The organism is Streptomyces sp. JN8, from assembly GCF_055808075.1.
Window position 1 is genome coordinate 3,647,183 of the sequence record NZ_CM147852.1, and the last position, 13,825, is coordinate 3,661,007.

16 protein-coding genes are annotated in these 13,825 nt (G+C 72.9%); 10 read left to right on the forward strand and 6 right to left on the reverse strand.

Annotated features, from left to right (window positions below; genetic code table 11):
• Positions 1-3 precede the first annotated feature (3 nt).
• Positions 4-699 (reverse strand): demethylmenaquinone methyltransferase, encoded by a 696-nt coding sequence (locus ACY0MR_RS15830; RefSeq protein ID WP_392861785.1) that lies wholly within the window; start codon positions 697-699, stop codon positions 4-6.
• A gap of 240 nt (positions 700-939) precedes the next feature.
• Between ACY0MR_RS15830 and ACY0MR_RS15835 the strand changes: the two genes are divergently transcribed.
• Together ACY0MR_RS15835 and ACY0MR_RS15840 are read left to right on the forward strand one after the other, a co-directional pair.
• Positions 940-1,443 (forward strand): SigE family RNA polymerase sigma factor, encoded by a 504-nt coding sequence (locus ACY0MR_RS15835; RefSeq protein WP_376468534.1) that lies wholly within the window; start codon positions 940-942, stop codon positions 1,441-1,443.
• A gap of 8 nt (positions 1,444-1,451) precedes the next feature.
• Complete coding sequence (locus ACY0MR_RS15840; RefSeq protein WP_388792595.1) at positions 1,452-2,192, forward strand: hypothetical protein; 741 nt, start codon at positions 1,452-1,454, stop codon at positions 2,190-2,192.
• Positions 2,193-2,208: 16 nt separating this feature from the next.
• Here the strand turns inward: ACY0MR_RS15840 and ACY0MR_RS15845 are convergent, their stop codons facing one another.
• The 3 genes from ACY0MR_RS15845 to ACY0MR_RS15855 form a co-directional block, all read right to left on the reverse strand.
• Positions 2,209-2,808: an imidazolonepropionase-like domain-containing protein gene (locus ACY0MR_RS15845; RefSeq protein WP_473561262.1), complete on the reverse strand. Its 600-nt coding sequence runs from the start codon at positions 2,806-2,808 to the stop codon at positions 2,209-2,211.
• A gap of 7 nt (positions 2,809-2,815) precedes the next feature.
• Complete coding sequence (gene mqnC / locus ACY0MR_RS15850; protein WP_361854112.1) at positions 2,816-4,015, reverse strand: cyclic dehypoxanthinyl futalosine synthase; 1,200 nt, start codon at positions 4,013-4,015, stop codon at positions 2,816-2,818.
• A 276-nt stretch (positions 4,016-4,291) separates the two neighbouring features.
• On the reverse strand, positions 4,292-5,164 hold the full coding sequence (locus tag ACY0MR_RS15855) for a menaquinone biosynthetic enzyme MqnA/MqnD family protein (protein WP_473561264.1): 873 nt from the start codon (positions 5,162-5,164) through the stop codon (positions 4,292-4,294).
• 261 nt (positions 5,165-5,425) lie between these two features.
• Here ACY0MR_RS15855 and ACY0MR_RS15860 point away from each other — a divergent pair, with 261 nt between their 5' ends.
• From ACY0MR_RS15860 to ACY0MR_RS15880, 5 genes are all read left to right on the forward strand, one after another.
• Positions 5,426-5,629: a cold-shock protein gene (locus ACY0MR_RS15860; protein ID WP_015035453.1), complete on the forward strand. Its 204-nt coding sequence runs from the start codon at positions 5,426-5,428 to the stop codon at positions 5,627-5,629.
• Positions 5,630-5,810: 181 nt separating this feature from the next.
• Positions 5,811-6,212: a DnaJ family domain-containing protein gene (locus ACY0MR_RS15865; RefSeq protein ID WP_473561266.1), complete on the forward strand. Its 402-nt coding sequence runs from the start codon at positions 5,811-5,813 to the stop codon at positions 6,210-6,212.
• 49 nt (positions 6,213-6,261) lie between these two features.
• Positions 6,262-6,768 (forward strand): mycothiol transferase, encoded by a 507-nt coding sequence (locus ACY0MR_RS15870; protein ID WP_473561800.1) that lies wholly within the window; start codon positions 6,262-6,264, stop codon positions 6,766-6,768.
• A gap of 92 nt (positions 6,769-6,860) precedes the next feature.
• Positions 6,861-7,490 (forward strand): HAD-IA family hydrolase, encoded by a 630-nt coding sequence (locus tag ACY0MR_RS15875; RefSeq protein WP_388792588.1) that lies wholly within the window; start codon positions 6,861-6,863, stop codon positions 7,488-7,490.
• 14 nt (positions 7,491-7,504) lie between these two features.
• Positions 7,505-8,056 (forward strand): DinB family protein, encoded by a 552-nt coding sequence (locus tag ACY0MR_RS15880; protein ID WP_388792586.1) that lies wholly within the window; start codon positions 7,505-7,507, stop codon positions 8,054-8,056.
• Between the two features lie 156 nt (positions 8,057-8,212).
• Here ACY0MR_RS15880 and ACY0MR_RS15885 read toward each other — a convergent pair whose 3' ends face one another.
• Positions 8,213-8,680: a Zn-ribbon domain-containing OB-fold protein gene (locus ACY0MR_RS15885; protein WP_404079510.1), complete on the reverse strand. Its 468-nt coding sequence runs from the start codon at positions 8,678-8,680 to the stop codon at positions 8,213-8,215.
• Positions 8,677-9,129, reverse strand: coding sequence for a DoxX family protein (locus tag ACY0MR_RS15890; protein WP_473561269.1), 453 nt, complete (start codon positions 9,127-9,129; stop codon positions 8,677-8,679). The genes ACY0MR_RS15885 and ACY0MR_RS15890 overlap by 4 nt, the downstream gene beginning before the upstream one ends.
• A 181-nt stretch (positions 9,130-9,310) precedes the next feature.
• On the opposite strand from ACY0MR_RS15890, the gene ACY0MR_RS15895 reads away from it, so the two are divergent.
• The 3 genes from ACY0MR_RS15895 (at position 9,311) to ACY0MR_RS15905 (ending at position 13,600) form a co-directional block, all read left to right on the forward strand.
• The gene (locus tag ACY0MR_RS15895; protein WP_473561271.1) at positions 9,311-10,462 is read left to right on the forward strand and encodes a flavin-containing monooxygenase; all 1,152 of its coding nucleotides are present in this window, start codon (positions 9,311-9,313) and stop codon (positions 10,460-10,462) included.
• Positions 10,463-10,568: 106 nt separating this feature from the next.
• Entirely contained in the window at positions 10,569-12,791 is a 2,223-nt protein-coding gene (locus ACY0MR_RS15900; protein WP_473561273.1) for an acetate--CoA ligase family protein, read from the forward strand.
• Between the two features lie 23 nt (positions 12,792-12,814).
• Complete coding sequence (locus tag ACY0MR_RS15905) at positions 12,815-13,600, forward strand: enoyl-CoA hydratase/isomerase family protein (protein ID WP_473561275.1); 786 nt, start codon at positions 12,815-12,817, stop codon at positions 13,598-13,600.
• The last annotated feature ends 225 nt before the right edge of the window (positions 13,601-13,825 follow it).

The following is a 13,825-nucleotide window of genomic DNA, read 5'->3' on the forward strand; positions in this document are numbered from 1 at the left end:
GGGTCAGGCGGGCTTGAAGCCCCGGTGGAGCGCCACGATCCCGCCGGTCAGGTTCCGCCAGGCCACCCGCGACCAGCCGGCCTTCTGGAGCATGCCCGCCAGGGTCGGCTGGTCGGGCCAGGAGCGGATCGACTCGGCCAGGTACACGTACGCGTCCGGGTTCGAGGAGACCGCGCGGGCCACCGGCGGCAGCGCGCGCATCAGGTACTCCTCGTACACCGTGCGGAACGGGGCCCAGGTGGCGTGCGAGAACTCGCTGATGACGACCCGGCCGCCGGGCTTCGTCACCCGGTACATCTCGCGCAGCGCCTGTTCGGTGTCCTGGATGTTCCGCAGCCCGAAGGAGATCGTGACCGCGTCGAACACGTCGTCGCGGAACGGCAGCTTCGTCCCGTCACCCGCCGTGAACGGCATCCACGGGTGGTTCTTCTTGCCGACCCGCAGCATCCCCAGCGAGAAGTCGCAGGGGACGACGTACGCCCCCGCCCGGGCGAAGGGCTGCGAGGACGTGGCCGTCCCGGCGGCCAGGTCCAGGACCTTCTGCGCGGGGCGCGCGTCGACCGCCTTCGCGACCTCCTTGCGCCAGCGACGGTCCTGGCCCAGCGAGAGCACGTCGTTCGTGAGGTCGTAGTTCGCCGCCACGTCGTCGAACATCGAGGCGACTTCGTGCGGCTTTTTGTCCAGGTTGGCTCGGGTCACGGGACCCATTCAAGCAGCCGCCCGAATCTCCTCCCGTACCGCTTCAACCTTTCGGGCCCGGGAGTGCTCAGGGAAGGTCGGAAGCGCGCTGCGTCAGCGCTGTCCGGGACCGAGGGGAGCAGGGGTGGGATGGCAGTGTCGACCGAGATGAGACCCGTGGGAGCGGATGTGGGGGTGAACGTGGGACCGGGAGCCGAACCGGAAGTGGGGCCGGACGCCGGGACGGAGGCCAGCACGGACGTGGGGACGGACGTCGGGTTCGAGGCGTTCGCCCGGGCCGCCCAGCAGCGGCTGTACCGCACGGCGTACCTGCTCTGCGGGGAGCCCGAGACCGCCCGCGACCTGACCCAGACCACGCTCGCCAAGGTGTACCAGCACTGGCGGCGCGCGGGGGCCGCCGACCATCCGCACGCCTACGCCAAGACGGTCCTGACCCGGACCTTCCTGTCCGAGCGGCGGCGCCGGCTGCGCGATCTGCTCGCCCTCACCCGGACCGGGGGGACGGACCCGGCGCCGGTCGCCGACCACACCGACCTGCGAGTGACGCTGCTCGCCGCCCTCGCCGAACTCCCGCCCCGGGCACGGGCGATGGTCGTGCTGCGCTACTGGGAGGACCAGAGCGTGGCCTCCGTGGCGGCCCAGCTGCGGTGCAGCGAGGCCACCGTCAAGAGCCAGTGCTCCCGTTCGCTCGCCCGACTCCGCGTACGCCTGGCGGACGCCGGGCCGTCGCTCACGGAAAGCTGAGGTCCGCCGTGGAAGACAACGACGACAGGGTGCTGCTGCGCGACGCCATGGAACGCGCGGCGGACGGTCTGCCCCCGCTGCCCGACCTCGGCCCGCTCGCGGTGCGCGAGGGCCGCAGGCGGCGTGCCCGGGCCCGGTTCGCGATCGGGGCGGTGTGCGGCGTGCTCATGGCGGGAGCCCTCGGTCTCACCGCGCTGCTGCCCCGCCCGGCGGCGGACGTGGCCGGGGTGCCGCCGCGCACCGCCGCCGAGACGCTCCGGGAGCGCATCGCGGACCACCAGCGGAAGGCGGCGGCGCTCCTGGACGAGCTGCTGCCCGCGAAGGTCACCGACGTCCGCCCGCGGTCGAGCAGCAAGGCGGCCGACTACCTGATCACGGTGAACGGCGAGAGGTACACCCTCCTCTTCTCGGTGCGGCCGGCCGCACCCGCCGACCTCCGGCACTGCGAGACCCGGGCGGCAGACCTGCCCTCCTGCGAGGAGGACACGCGGCTGAGGACCGGCCCCATCCATGAGTCGACCAAGGTGTCGACCGTCGTGTACCAGTACCGCAAGAGCCGGGTCCAGCTCTCCGTCTACGCGGGACCGGGAAGTGCGTTTCCTGTGCCGGTGACGGTGCGCGACCTGTTCGTCGTGACCGACGACCCGCGCTTCCTGGAGCTGGTGAAGGCCGCGGACGCGGATCCGATGGAGACCCCGGCGCCGCTGGACCCGGTGGAGGACCCGCTGGACCCGTTCCCCTGGCTCTGAACGGGCCCGGACCGCCTCAGCGGGCCCGGTAGACCAGCCGTCCGCCGATCACGGTCGCGACGCAGGTCGACGGGCCGAGGCGGACCAGGGCGGCCCGGTCCGGCACGTCGAAGACGGCGAAGCGGGCCGGACCGCCCGGTTCCGGGCCGGGCAGCAGGATCAGCGGCGCCGGCGAGAAGGACGGGGCGCCCGGGAGCTTCTCCGGGCGGCGGCCCACCGCCAGGCCCGCCCGGCGCACGGCGTCCGCCGCCGCCCGGTCGCGGAGGTCGCCCGCGACGGCGACCGTGCCGTGGGCGAGGAGCCGCTGCACGCCGCGGCGCGCCGACGCGCCCCGGCGCGAGGCGTCCATGCGGAAGATCCGCTGCGCCCGCTCACCGGTGATCGGCTCGGTGCCGAAGCCCTCCGCCTCCCGGGGGTCCGGGTGGTACATGCTTTCGAGGAGTTCGGGCGCGAAGGGGTTGAGCAGCCCCGGGGTGAGGATGCCGGGCCACCGGCGCACCCGGGCCTCGGGCCGGACGGCGACCAGGTCGTCGAACGGGCCGACGGCGGCGATCCGGTCGCCGTCGACCAGGACCGCCGTCTCGGGCGTCGCCTCGGCGACGTGGATGGTCAGCACGGGCGCGTCAGCGGGCGTCGAGGAGCTTCAGCTCGGGGTGCGCCGTGCCGCCCTCGATCGCGACGGACGAGATGTGGGAGGCGACGCGGTCGTCGACCGGGTCGTTCGCCGGGTCGTCGTGGACGACGATGTGCTCGTACGTGGTGGTGCGCTGCGCCGGGACGCGGTCCGCGGTGCGGATCATGTCGATCATCTCGCGCAGGTTGGAGCGGTGCTTGGCGCCGGCGGAGGAGACGACGTTCTCCTCCAGCATGATCGAGCCGAGGTCGTCCGCGCCGTAGTGCAGGGTGAGCTGGCCGATCTCCTTGCCGGTGGTGAGCCACGAGCCCTGGATGTGGGCGACGTTGTCCAGGAACAGCCGGCCGATGGCGATCATGCGCAGGTACTCGAGGAGCGTCGCCTGCGTCCGGCCCTTGAGGTGGTTGTTCTCGGGCTGGTACGTGTACGGGATGAAGGCCCGGAAGCCGCCCGTCCGGTCCTGCACGTCGCGGATCATCCGCAGGTGCTCGATCCGCTCGGCGTTGGTCTCGCCGGTGCCCATCAGCATGGTGGACGTCGACTCGACCCCGAGGCCGTGCGCGATCTCCATGATCTCCAGCCAGCGCTCGCCGCTCTCCTTGAGCGGGGCGATGGCCTTGCGCGGCCGCTCCGGCAGCAGCTCGGCGCCGGCGCCCGCGAAGGAGTCGAGGCCGGCGGCGTGGATGCGGGTGATGGCCTCCTCGACGGAGACCCCGCTGATCCGGGCCATGTGCTCGACCTCGGACGCGCCGAGGGAGTGGATGACCAGCTGCGGGAACTCGGCCTTGATCGCGGCGAAGTGCTTCTCGTAGTACTCGACGCCGTAGTCCGGGTGGTGGCCGCCCTGGAACATGATCTGGGTGCCGCCGAGCTCCACGGTCTCCGCGCAGCGGCGCAGGATGTCGTCGAGGTCGCGGCTCCAGCCCTTCTTCGTGTCCTTGGGGGCGGCGTAGAAGGCGCAGAACTTGCAGGCCGTGACGCAGACGTTCGTGTAGTTGATGTTGCGCTCGATGATGTACGTCGCGATGTGCTCGGTCCCCGCGTACCGGCGGCGGCGCACGGCGTCGGCGGCGGAGCCGAGGGCGTGCAGGGGCGCCGAGCGGTAGAGGTCGAGCGCCTCCTCGGGGGTGATCCGGCCACCCGCGGCGGCGCGGTCGAGAACAGACTGGAGTTCGGCCTTCTCGGTCACCGGGTGTGTCCCTTTCGGAGGGGTTCTGTCGACCGAACCAGCGTACGCCAGCGCTCCTCACCGCCTCCGTCGGGTGGTGTGCGGGCACGCGGAGGCAATGCGGCGGCATTACGGAGGGTTCGGACGGGGATATCGGGGTGAATTGCCGAACGGAGACGCGACGGCGAATTCCGGGAAGCCGGCGGAAGGCCCCGGAGAACTCCGGCGGAGGAGGTGTCCGGGGAGTGCCCGGGGAGTGTCGGGGAAGCCGAACGGGAACCCGGAACGCGCGCCCCGCTAATCCCGCTCCGGCGGCAGCAGTTCGACGGTGACGTCCGCCGGGAAACCGGTCGTGGGGCCGGTGCGGCGGGCGAACTCGCGGACTCCGGCGAGCTGCTCGGGGCCGAAGCGGAAGTCGAGCGTCCGGAAGTACCGCTCCAGGAGTTCGGCGTCGAAGGTCTCCCAGCGGGCGGCCTGCTCGGCGACCTTGGCGACCTCCTCCAGGGAGAGGTCCCGGGAGGCGAGGAACGCCTGGTGCACCTCGTGGACGGTCTCCGGCTCGCGGGCCAGGTAGTCCTTGCGCGCCGCCCACACGGCGAAGACGAACGGGAGCCCCGTCCAGTCCTTCCACATGAGGCCGAGGTCGTGGACCTGGAGGCCGAGCCGGGGCGCGTCGTGCAGCGAGGCCCGGAGCGCGGCGTCGCCGATGAGGACGGCCGCCTCGGCCTCCTGCATCATCAGGCCCAGGTCAGGGGGGCAGGTGTAGTAGTCCGGCGCCACCCCGTACCGCTCGGCGAGGAGCAGCTGGGCGAGGCGTACGGAGGTGCGCGAGGTGGAGCCGAGCGCGACGCGGGCGCCGTCCAGCTCCTCCAGCGGCCGCTGCGAGACGATCACGCAGGACATCACCGGCCCGTCGCAGCCGACGGCGATGTCGGGGAGCGCGACCAGGTCCGACGCGTTGCGGAGGTACTCGACGAGGGTGATGGGGCCGATGTCCAGGTCGCCCCGGACGAGCCGCTCACTGAGCTTCTCGGGGGTGTCCTTGGTCAGCTCGAGGTCGAGGAGCGTCCCGGTCCTGGCGAGGCCCCAGTAGAGAGGGAGGCAGTTCAGGAACTGGATGTGCCCGACGCGGGGCCGGCTGCGCTGCTGGTCGTCGGTTGCATTGTCCACAACGTGAGGCTAGACCCGTCTCGTACCGTGGGCATCGTCGGGGCACGCGCGTCAGCACACGGAGCGAGATCAAACATGCGAGTGAAGTGATCTTTCCCTCTACCGTCCCGGGCGGCCTGCGTGCTACGCTCAACGCAAGTTGCAGTTTGGTTTCCCTTGCAGTACAGAGCCTGCGGAGCATGTGACCCGCAGGCTTTTGTAGTTTTCAGACTTGTTTGCAGGTTCTGGAGCAGGGCGACCCTTTGGCCCATAGGAGGGCTCATGGCTACCGGAACCGTGAAGTGGTTCAACGCTGAAAAGGGCTTCGGCTTCATCGCCCAGGACGGCGGCGGCCCGGATGTCTTCGTCCACTACTCCGCGATCAACGCGAACGGCTTCCGTTCGCTCGAGGAGAACCAGCTCGTGACCTTCGACGTCACGCAGGGCCCGAAGGGCCCGCAGGCGGAGAACGTCTCCCCGGCCTAAGGTGCCTGGGTCGGCGAACACGCACGACTAGAGCAGTACCCAAGGAGCCCCGCTCCGTGCCTCGGCACGAGCGGGGCTCCTGCCCTTTCCGGGGAGCGGACCACGGCGTTCCGGAAGGTCGCGTCCCGCAGGGGAAGGCGACGACCGCACCCTCGCCGCGGGGCTTACGTAGTCTGGACACATGACCGAACGCAAACCGCCCGGAGTCAGCTTCGAGTCGTTCGTGGACAAGCAGATCCGCGAGGCGTCGGAGCGAGGTGAGTTCAGCAGTCTGTCGGGCTTCGGCAAGCCCCTCCCCGACGACTCGGCGCCCTACGACGAGCTGTGGTGGATCAAGGGGAAGATGCACCGCGAGGGCGCGTCCGTCCTCCCGCCCTCGCTGGCGCTGCGCAAGGCCGCGGAGGACGCGGAGGCGGAGGTGGCCGCCGCCGTCTCGGAGAGCCAGGTCCGCCGGATCCTCGGGGAGATCAACACCCGGATCGACGAGGCGCTGCTCCGGCCGCCGGCCGGTCCGCCGCTCAACCTCAAGCCCTTCGACGTCGAGGCGGCGGTCGAGCGGTGGCGGGCGCAGCGGAGCGCGTAGCGTCCCTGCCCGCCGGGCCCCGCGTCGAGAGGAGTCCCTCATGTCCCACCTGAACAGCGCCGGTCTGCTGGTCGACTCGTTCGGCCGGATCCAGGAGGCCGTCCACGAGGCCGTCGAGGGCCTCACCGAGGAACAGCTCGCCGCCCGGATCGATCCGGACGCCAACTCGATCGCCTGGCTCGTCTGGCACCTCACCCGCGTCCAGGACGACCACCTCGCGGGCGCCTTCGACACGGAGCAGCTGTGGGACACGGACGGCTGGCGCGACCGTTTCGGGCTTCCCTTCGGCAAGGGCGCGACCGGCTACGGCCAGACGAGCGCCCAGGTGGGCCGGGTGCGCGCGCCCGCGGACCTGCTGCTCGCCCATTACGACGCGGTGCACGCGCGGACCCTCGACCTGGTGCGCACGGTGACGAACGCGGACCTGGACCGGGTCGTCGACGCCGCCTGGGACCCCCCGGTCACCCTCGGCGTGCGCCTGGTGTCGGTGGTCGCGGAGGACCTCCAGCACGCGGGGCAGGCGGCGTTCGTGCGGGGCGTGGTGGAGCGCCGGTAGACCACCGGCCGACCCGGCGACGCCGACGCCCCGCCACCCGATCGTCTGACGGTCGGGGCGGCCGGGCGGGTCCGCCCCGTACCATCGCGCCCGTGACCAGCGGAAAGTTCATCCTCTTCGACGTCGACGGCACGCTCGTGGACGCCGTCGCCAATCAGCGCCGCGTCTGGCACGAGTGGGCCGCGCGGTACGGGCTCGACGGGGACGAGGTGTACGCCGTCGCGCTCCGGACGCGGCCGGTCGAGACCTTCGCCTCGGTGGTCCCGGACCAGGATCCGGACGCCTGCCTCGCCCTGCTGCACGCCCTGGAGGACGAGGACGTCCGTACGGGCTCCTACGGGGCCTTCGAGGGGGCGGCCGCGCTGCTGGAGGCCCTGCCGGCCGGCCGGTGGGCCCTGGTGACGTCGAACTACGGGCACCGGGTGCGGGGCCGGTTCGAGCGCACCGGGCTCCCGGTGCCGGAGCTGGTGGTGGACGCGGCGTCGGTGTCCGAGGGGAAGCCGTCCCCGGTGCCGTACCTGCTGGCGGCCGAGCGGCTGGGGGCGGACCCGGACGACTGCCTCGTGATCGAGGACGCCCCGTCCGGGGTGCGTTCCGGCCTGGCGGCCGGGATGACGGTCTGGACGGTGAACACGGAGGTGCCGCACTCCGGGGCCCACCGGCACTTCCGGTCCCTGGCGGACGCGGCTCCCCACATCGCGCGCGCGGCGGCGCCGCGCTGACCCATGATGCGGGTATGAGGATTCCCGAGCGACGGATCGAACTGTTCACCGCGGCCGACGCCGAGGACCGCTTCGGCGGGCCCGCGACCGGCGACGAGAAGGCGGTGCTCGTGGGCGTGCTGGAGGCCCAGCGCGCCACGCTGCGGCTGAAGTGCGCCGGTCTCGGACCGGAGTCGGCCACCCGGTCCGTGCCGCCCTCCTCGCTGTCCCTGCTCGGTCTCGTGCGGCACCTCGCCGACGTGGAGCGCCGCTGGTTCCGTTCCGTGCTGGCCGGGGAGGACGTCGAGCTGCGCTTCTCCTCGCCGGAGGTCCCCGAGGGGGACTTCGACGGCGCCGGCCCCGAGCCCGGGGTCGTCGCGGAGTCGTGGGCGGCCTGGAACTCCGAAGTCGCCTTCGCCCGGGCCTTCGTGGCCGACGCCCCGCACCTCGACGTGGCGGGCGACGACGGGTGGCGGGGCACGGTCTCCCTGCGCTGGGTGCTGGTGCACATGATCGAGGAGTACGCCCGCCACAACGGCCACGCCGACCTGCTCCGCGAACGGATCGACGGGGCCGTCGGGGTGTGAGCCCACGGGCTCCGGCGGGGGCGCTCTCCCCGCAGGTCGGCCGCCGGTCGGCCGGCGGTCGGCCGCGCGTCGGCCCCAGGTCCGCTGCGTGCTCGCCGACCGGTGGGCCGCAGGCCCCGCGCAGGTCCCGCCCATCGGCCACAGGCCCGCCGCCGGTCAGCCGTCGGCTCCCCCGCCGCATCCCGCCGTCCGCGCGTCCGGCGTCCGCCGTGCGTCCGGCGCCGGGAGGTCGCCCGCCGTGAAGACGGGGACGGTCGCCTCCCCCTCGGGCCGGAAGGCGACCCGGAGTGCCATGCCGATCCGGAGCTCCGCCTCCGGGACGTCCACCACCTCCGTCATCATGCGCGGCCCCTCGGCGAGGTCGACGACCGCCGCCACGTACGGGACGCGCTCGCCGAAGGGCGGGAGGTCGTTCCGGTGGACGACCGACCAGGTGTAGAGGGTGGCGCGGCCGCTCGCGCGCTCCCACACGACGTCCTCGCTCCAGCAGTGCGGGCAGAACTCGCGCGGATAGTGGTGGGCCCGGCCGCAGGCGGCGCAGCGGCGCAGCAGGAGGTGGCCCCCGGCGGCGGCGTCCCAGTACGGGCGGGTGAAGGCGTCGGTCTCGGGGTCGGCGGCCGTCACAGGAAGAGTCCGATCGCGTGGTCGAGGGACCAGGTCTGCCAGGACACGGCGAAGAGGGCGACGAGCGAGATGAGGGCCATCATGGCGTTCTGCCCCTGCTCGGCCCAGTCGTGGATCATCAGGACGAGGTAGAGCAGGTTGAGCAGCAGGCCGCCGACCAGGGCGACCGGGGTGAGGAATCCGGTCACCAGTCCGAGCCCGAGGGCGAGTTCGGCGTAGACGACGACGTACGCCATGAGCTGGGGGCGGGGGGCGACGACCGCGTCGAACCCCTTCCTGACCGGCGGCCACCGGTGCCGGCCCGCGACGTCGGCGGCCCAGGCGATGCCGGTGCCGCGCTCGAACCAGCCCTTCCTGTCCTTGTGGCGCCAGCTCTCCAGCCACCACAGGCCGAGGCCGATGCGGAGGACGGCGAGCCATTCGGCGCCGGTGAGCCAGACGGTCTGCATGCGCGCTCCCCCTCGTGGGAAACCACTGGACCTGACGGTACGTCAGTTCAGCGCAGCCGGGCCCCGGGCGCAAGGGGCGGGTGTCCGGCGGTCGCGGCGGGCGTCCGGCGTGACCGATTCGCAACCGAAATCCCTCTTGACCGAGACCCACAGCGTGTACACGTCATTACGCTCAGCATTCATGGCCACCACCCCCCTTGCACTCCCTCCACAGGCTGACCACCCCGTGTACGTCATCGGCGCGGGCCCCGGCGGTCTCGCCGTCGCCGCCGCCCTGCGCGCGCGGGGCGTCCGGGCCGTCGTCCTGGAGAAGTCCGACGCCGTCGGCGCCTCCTGGCGCGCCCACTACGACCGGCTGCGGCTGCACACCACCCGGCGGCTCTCCGCCCTCCCCGGGCTGCGGATCCCCCGCTCCTTCGGACGCTGGGTCGCCCGCGCGGACGTGGTGCGCTACCTGGAGAAGTACGCCGAGAGGCACGAACTGGAGATCGTGACGGGCGTCGAGGTCTTCCGCGTCGAGCGGGCGGGCGCCGACTGGGTCCTGCACGCGACCGGCGGCCGCCGGCTGACCGGCCGGGCGGTCGTCGTGGCCACCGGCTACAACCACACCCCGCGACTGCCCGAGTGGCCCGGCCGGGAGGGGTACGAGGGCCGGCTCGACCACGCCCGCGCCTACCGCAACCCCGAGCCCTACACCGGGCAGGACGTCCTCGTCGTCGGCATCGGCAACACCGGCGCCGAGATCGCCGCCGACCTCGCCGACGGCGGCGCCGCCCGGGTGCGGCTGGCCGTGCGGACCGTCCCGCACATCGTCAAGCGCACCACGGCCGGCTGGCCCGCCCAGCGCTCCGGCATCCTCGTCCGCCGCCTGCCGAGGGGGCTCGTCGACCGGCTGGGCGCCCTGGCGGCCCGGGTCGGGACGCCCGACCTCTCGGCGTACGGACTCCCCCGCCCCGACAAGGGCATCGCCACGCGCCAGCGCGAGGGGGCGATCCCGGTCCAGGACGTGGGCCTGATCGCCGCGGTGCGGGCGGGGAAGGTCGAGGTCGTCGCGGCCGTGGAGGCCTTCGAGGGCGGCGAGGTGATCCTCGCGGACGGCTCCCGGATCGCCCCGGACGCGGTGATCGCGGCGACCGGCTACCGGCGCGCCCTGGAGCCGCTGGTCGGCCACCTGGACGTGCTCGACGGGCGCGGGCACCCGGTGGTGCACGGGGCCCGCTGCCCGCGCGAGGCGCCCGGACTGTACTTCACCGGGTTCACGAACCCGATCAGCGGGATGTTCCGCGAACTCGCCATCGACGCGGAGAAGATCGCCCGGAGGATCGCCCGGTAGCGGGCCCGGGGACCGGCCGCCCCGCACCTATTCCTGACTGCGCGTCAGTTCTGTAATCTGACTGATCGTCAGGTGTATACGGATGGGTGAAGGGCGGGCGGAACACATGCTTGGATCGACACACGGCACCTTCACCACCGATCTCCGCGCCCGCGTGGTCGCCTGCGGGGAGTCGCCCCGCGCCGCCGTGCACGGGGTCACCGCCGCCCCCGGCGACCAGGACGTCAGCGGACGACCGCTGTACGCCGCCGTGCCCGACCTCGACCGGTTCTTCCGCCCCGAGTCCGTCGCCGTGGTCGGCGCCTCCGACGCCGAGGGCCGACCCAACACCGGGATCACCCGGCAGCTGCTCGCCTGGGCCGAGCGGGTCGGGGCCCGGCTGGTGCCCGTGCACCCCACCCGTACCAGCGTGTTCGGGATCCCCTGCGTGCCCTCCGTCGGCGCGCTCGCCGAACCCGTCGACCTCGCCGTGCTCCTCGTCGCCGACCCGCTGCCCGTGATCGAGGAACTCGCCGAGACCAAGGTGCGGTTCGCGGTCGCGTTCGCCTCCGGCTTCGCCGAGACCGGCGCGGCCGGGGCCGCCGCGCAGGAACGTCTCGCCGCCGCCGTCCGCCGCTCCGGGATCCGCCTCCTGGGCCCCAACACCAACCTCAACGCCTTCGAGCGCTTCCGCGAGGACCTCGACGGCCCCGCCGTCGCCCTCATCACCCAGTCCGGCCACCAGGGACGGCCCGTCTTCACCCTCCAGGAGCTCGGCGTCCGCCTCTCCCACTGGGCGCCCACCGGCAACGAGGCCGACCTGGAGACCGCCGACTTCCTCTCGTACTTCGCCGGACGGCCCGAGGTCGGCGCCATCGCCTGCTACGTCGAGGGCCTCAAGGACGGCCGGTCCTTCCTCCTCGCCGCCGACCGGGCCGCCCGTCACGGCGTCCCCGTCGTCGCCGTGAAGGTCGGCCGGACCGAGACCGGGGCCCGTACCGCCGCCTCCCACACCGGCAAGCTCACCGGCGCCGACCGGGTCGTCGACGCCGCCATGCGCCAGTTCGGGGTGATCAGGGTCGACGGGCTCGACCAGCTCCAGGACACCGCGACCCTGCTCGCCCGCGCCCGCCGGCCGCAGGCCGACGGCGTGGTCGTCTACTCGATCTCCGGCGGCACCGGAGCCCACTTCGCCGACCTCGCCACCGCGGCCGGCCTGCGGCTGCCCGCCCTCCCGCAGGCCCGGCAGGACGAACTCCACCAGTGGATCCCGGAGTACCTGAGCGTCGCCAACCCCGTCGACAACGGCGGTCACCCGGTGGGCGACTGGCGCGGCCGGAAGATCATCGACGCGATCCTCGCCGACCCGTCGGTCGGCGTGCTGATCTGTCCCATCACCGGACCGTTCCCGCCCATGAGCGACCGGCTCGCCCAGGACCTCGTCGACGCGGCGGAGGCCACCGACAAGCTGGTCTGCGTGGTGTGGGGGTCCCCGGTCGGTACGGAGGACGCCTACCGCACCACCCTGCTCGGCTCCTCGCGCGTCGCCACCTTCCGCACGTTCGCCAACTGCATCGGGGCCGTGAAGGCCTACCTCGACCACCACCGCTTCACCGGCACCTACCGCTCCCCCTTCGACGAGGCCCCCCGCACCCCCTCCCCGTCGTTCCGCAAGGCCCAGGCCCTCATGCGGCCCGGACGGAGGCTCAGCGAGCACGCGGCGAAGCAGCTCCTGCGGGCGTACGGGATACGGGTGCCCCGCGAGCAGCTCGTCACCAGCGCCGCGGCCGCCGTCCGGGCCGCCGGCCTGGTGGGCTACCCGGTCGTGATGAAGGCCTCCGGCGCCCAGCTCGCCCACAAGACCGAACTGGGCCTGGTGAAGGTGGGGCTGACCTCCGCGAGCCAGGTCAGGGACGCGTACCGCGAACTCACCGACATCGCCCGCTTCGAGTCGATCGACCTCGACGGGATCCTCGTCTGCCAGATGGTCGGGCGGGGCGTCGAGATGGTGGTGGGCGTGACCCGCGACGAACTGTTCGGGCCGACCGTGACGGTGGGGCTCGGCGGGGTCCTGGTGGAGGTCCTCGACGACACGGCCGTACGGGTCCCGCCGTTCGGCGAGCACGAGGCCCGCTCGATGCTCGCCGAGCTGCGCGGCCGTGCCCTCCTCGACGGGGTGCGGGGCGCGCCGCCGGCCGACGTGGACGCGCTCGTCGAGGTGGTGCTGCGGGTCCAGCGGATGGCGCTGGAACTCGACGGCGACCTCGCCGAACTCGACATCAACCCGCTGATGGTGCTGCCGCGCGGGCAGGGCGCGGTGGCCCTGGACGCGCTCGCGGTCTGCCGCTGAGGAGACCAGAGGTGAAGGACGCCATGCCCGAGGTACTGCACGCCGTCGAGAACGGCGTCTCGTGGATCACCCTCAACCGCCCGGAGGCGATGAACGCGGTCACCTGGGACCAGCGGGAACGCATCATGGCTCTGCTCGACGAGGCCTCCGCCGACCCGGACGTCCGGGCCGTGGTGGTGACGGCGACGGGCCGCGGCTTCTGCGCCGGGGCGGACCTGCGGGGCGCGCCGGCGATCACGGAGACCGTCCCGGGGGACGTGGCGCGCACGATCCGGCGCGGCGCGCAGCGCTTCATCGGGGCCGTGCTCGACTGCGAGAAACCGGTGATCGCGGCGGTGAACGGGACGGCGGCCGGCATCGGGGCGCACCTCGCGTTCGCGTGCGACCTGGTCCTGGCGGCCGAGTCGGCCCGCTTCATCGAGGTGTTCGTCCGGCGGGGACTGGTCCCGGACGGCGGCGGGGCGTACCTGCTTCCGCGGCTGATCGGGCCGCAGCGGGCGAAGGAGCTGATGTTCTTCGGAGACGCGGTGTCGGCGGCGGAGGCGCACGGTTTGGGCCTGGTGAACCGGGTCGTCCCCGCGGAGGACCTGCCGAAGACGGCCCGCGTGTGGGCGGAACGCCTGGCCCAGGGCCCGACGCGGGCCCTGGCGCTGACGAAGCAGCTGGTGAACGCGTCCCTGGACACGGACCGCGCCGCCGCCTTCGCTGCGGAGGCGGCGGCGCAGGAGATCAACATGACGACGAGGGACGCGAAGGAGGGGGTGACGAGCTTCGTGGAGCGGCGGGAGGCGCGGTACGAGGGGCGGTAGCGGAGTGTGTCGTACCGGGGCCCTATGGTGTGAGCCGCATATGCCACACACTGCCGCTCCGGGGGGAACGGAATGCCCGACTCCGCGCGCTCGCGCGATGGATCCGAAGGATCTGGAAGATCCGGCGGATCTGACAGATCCGAGAGACCTGGTGGATCCGGTAGATCTGACAGATCCGAGAAACTTGGTGGATCCGGTGGATCCGGTAGATCGAGAAGATCCCGC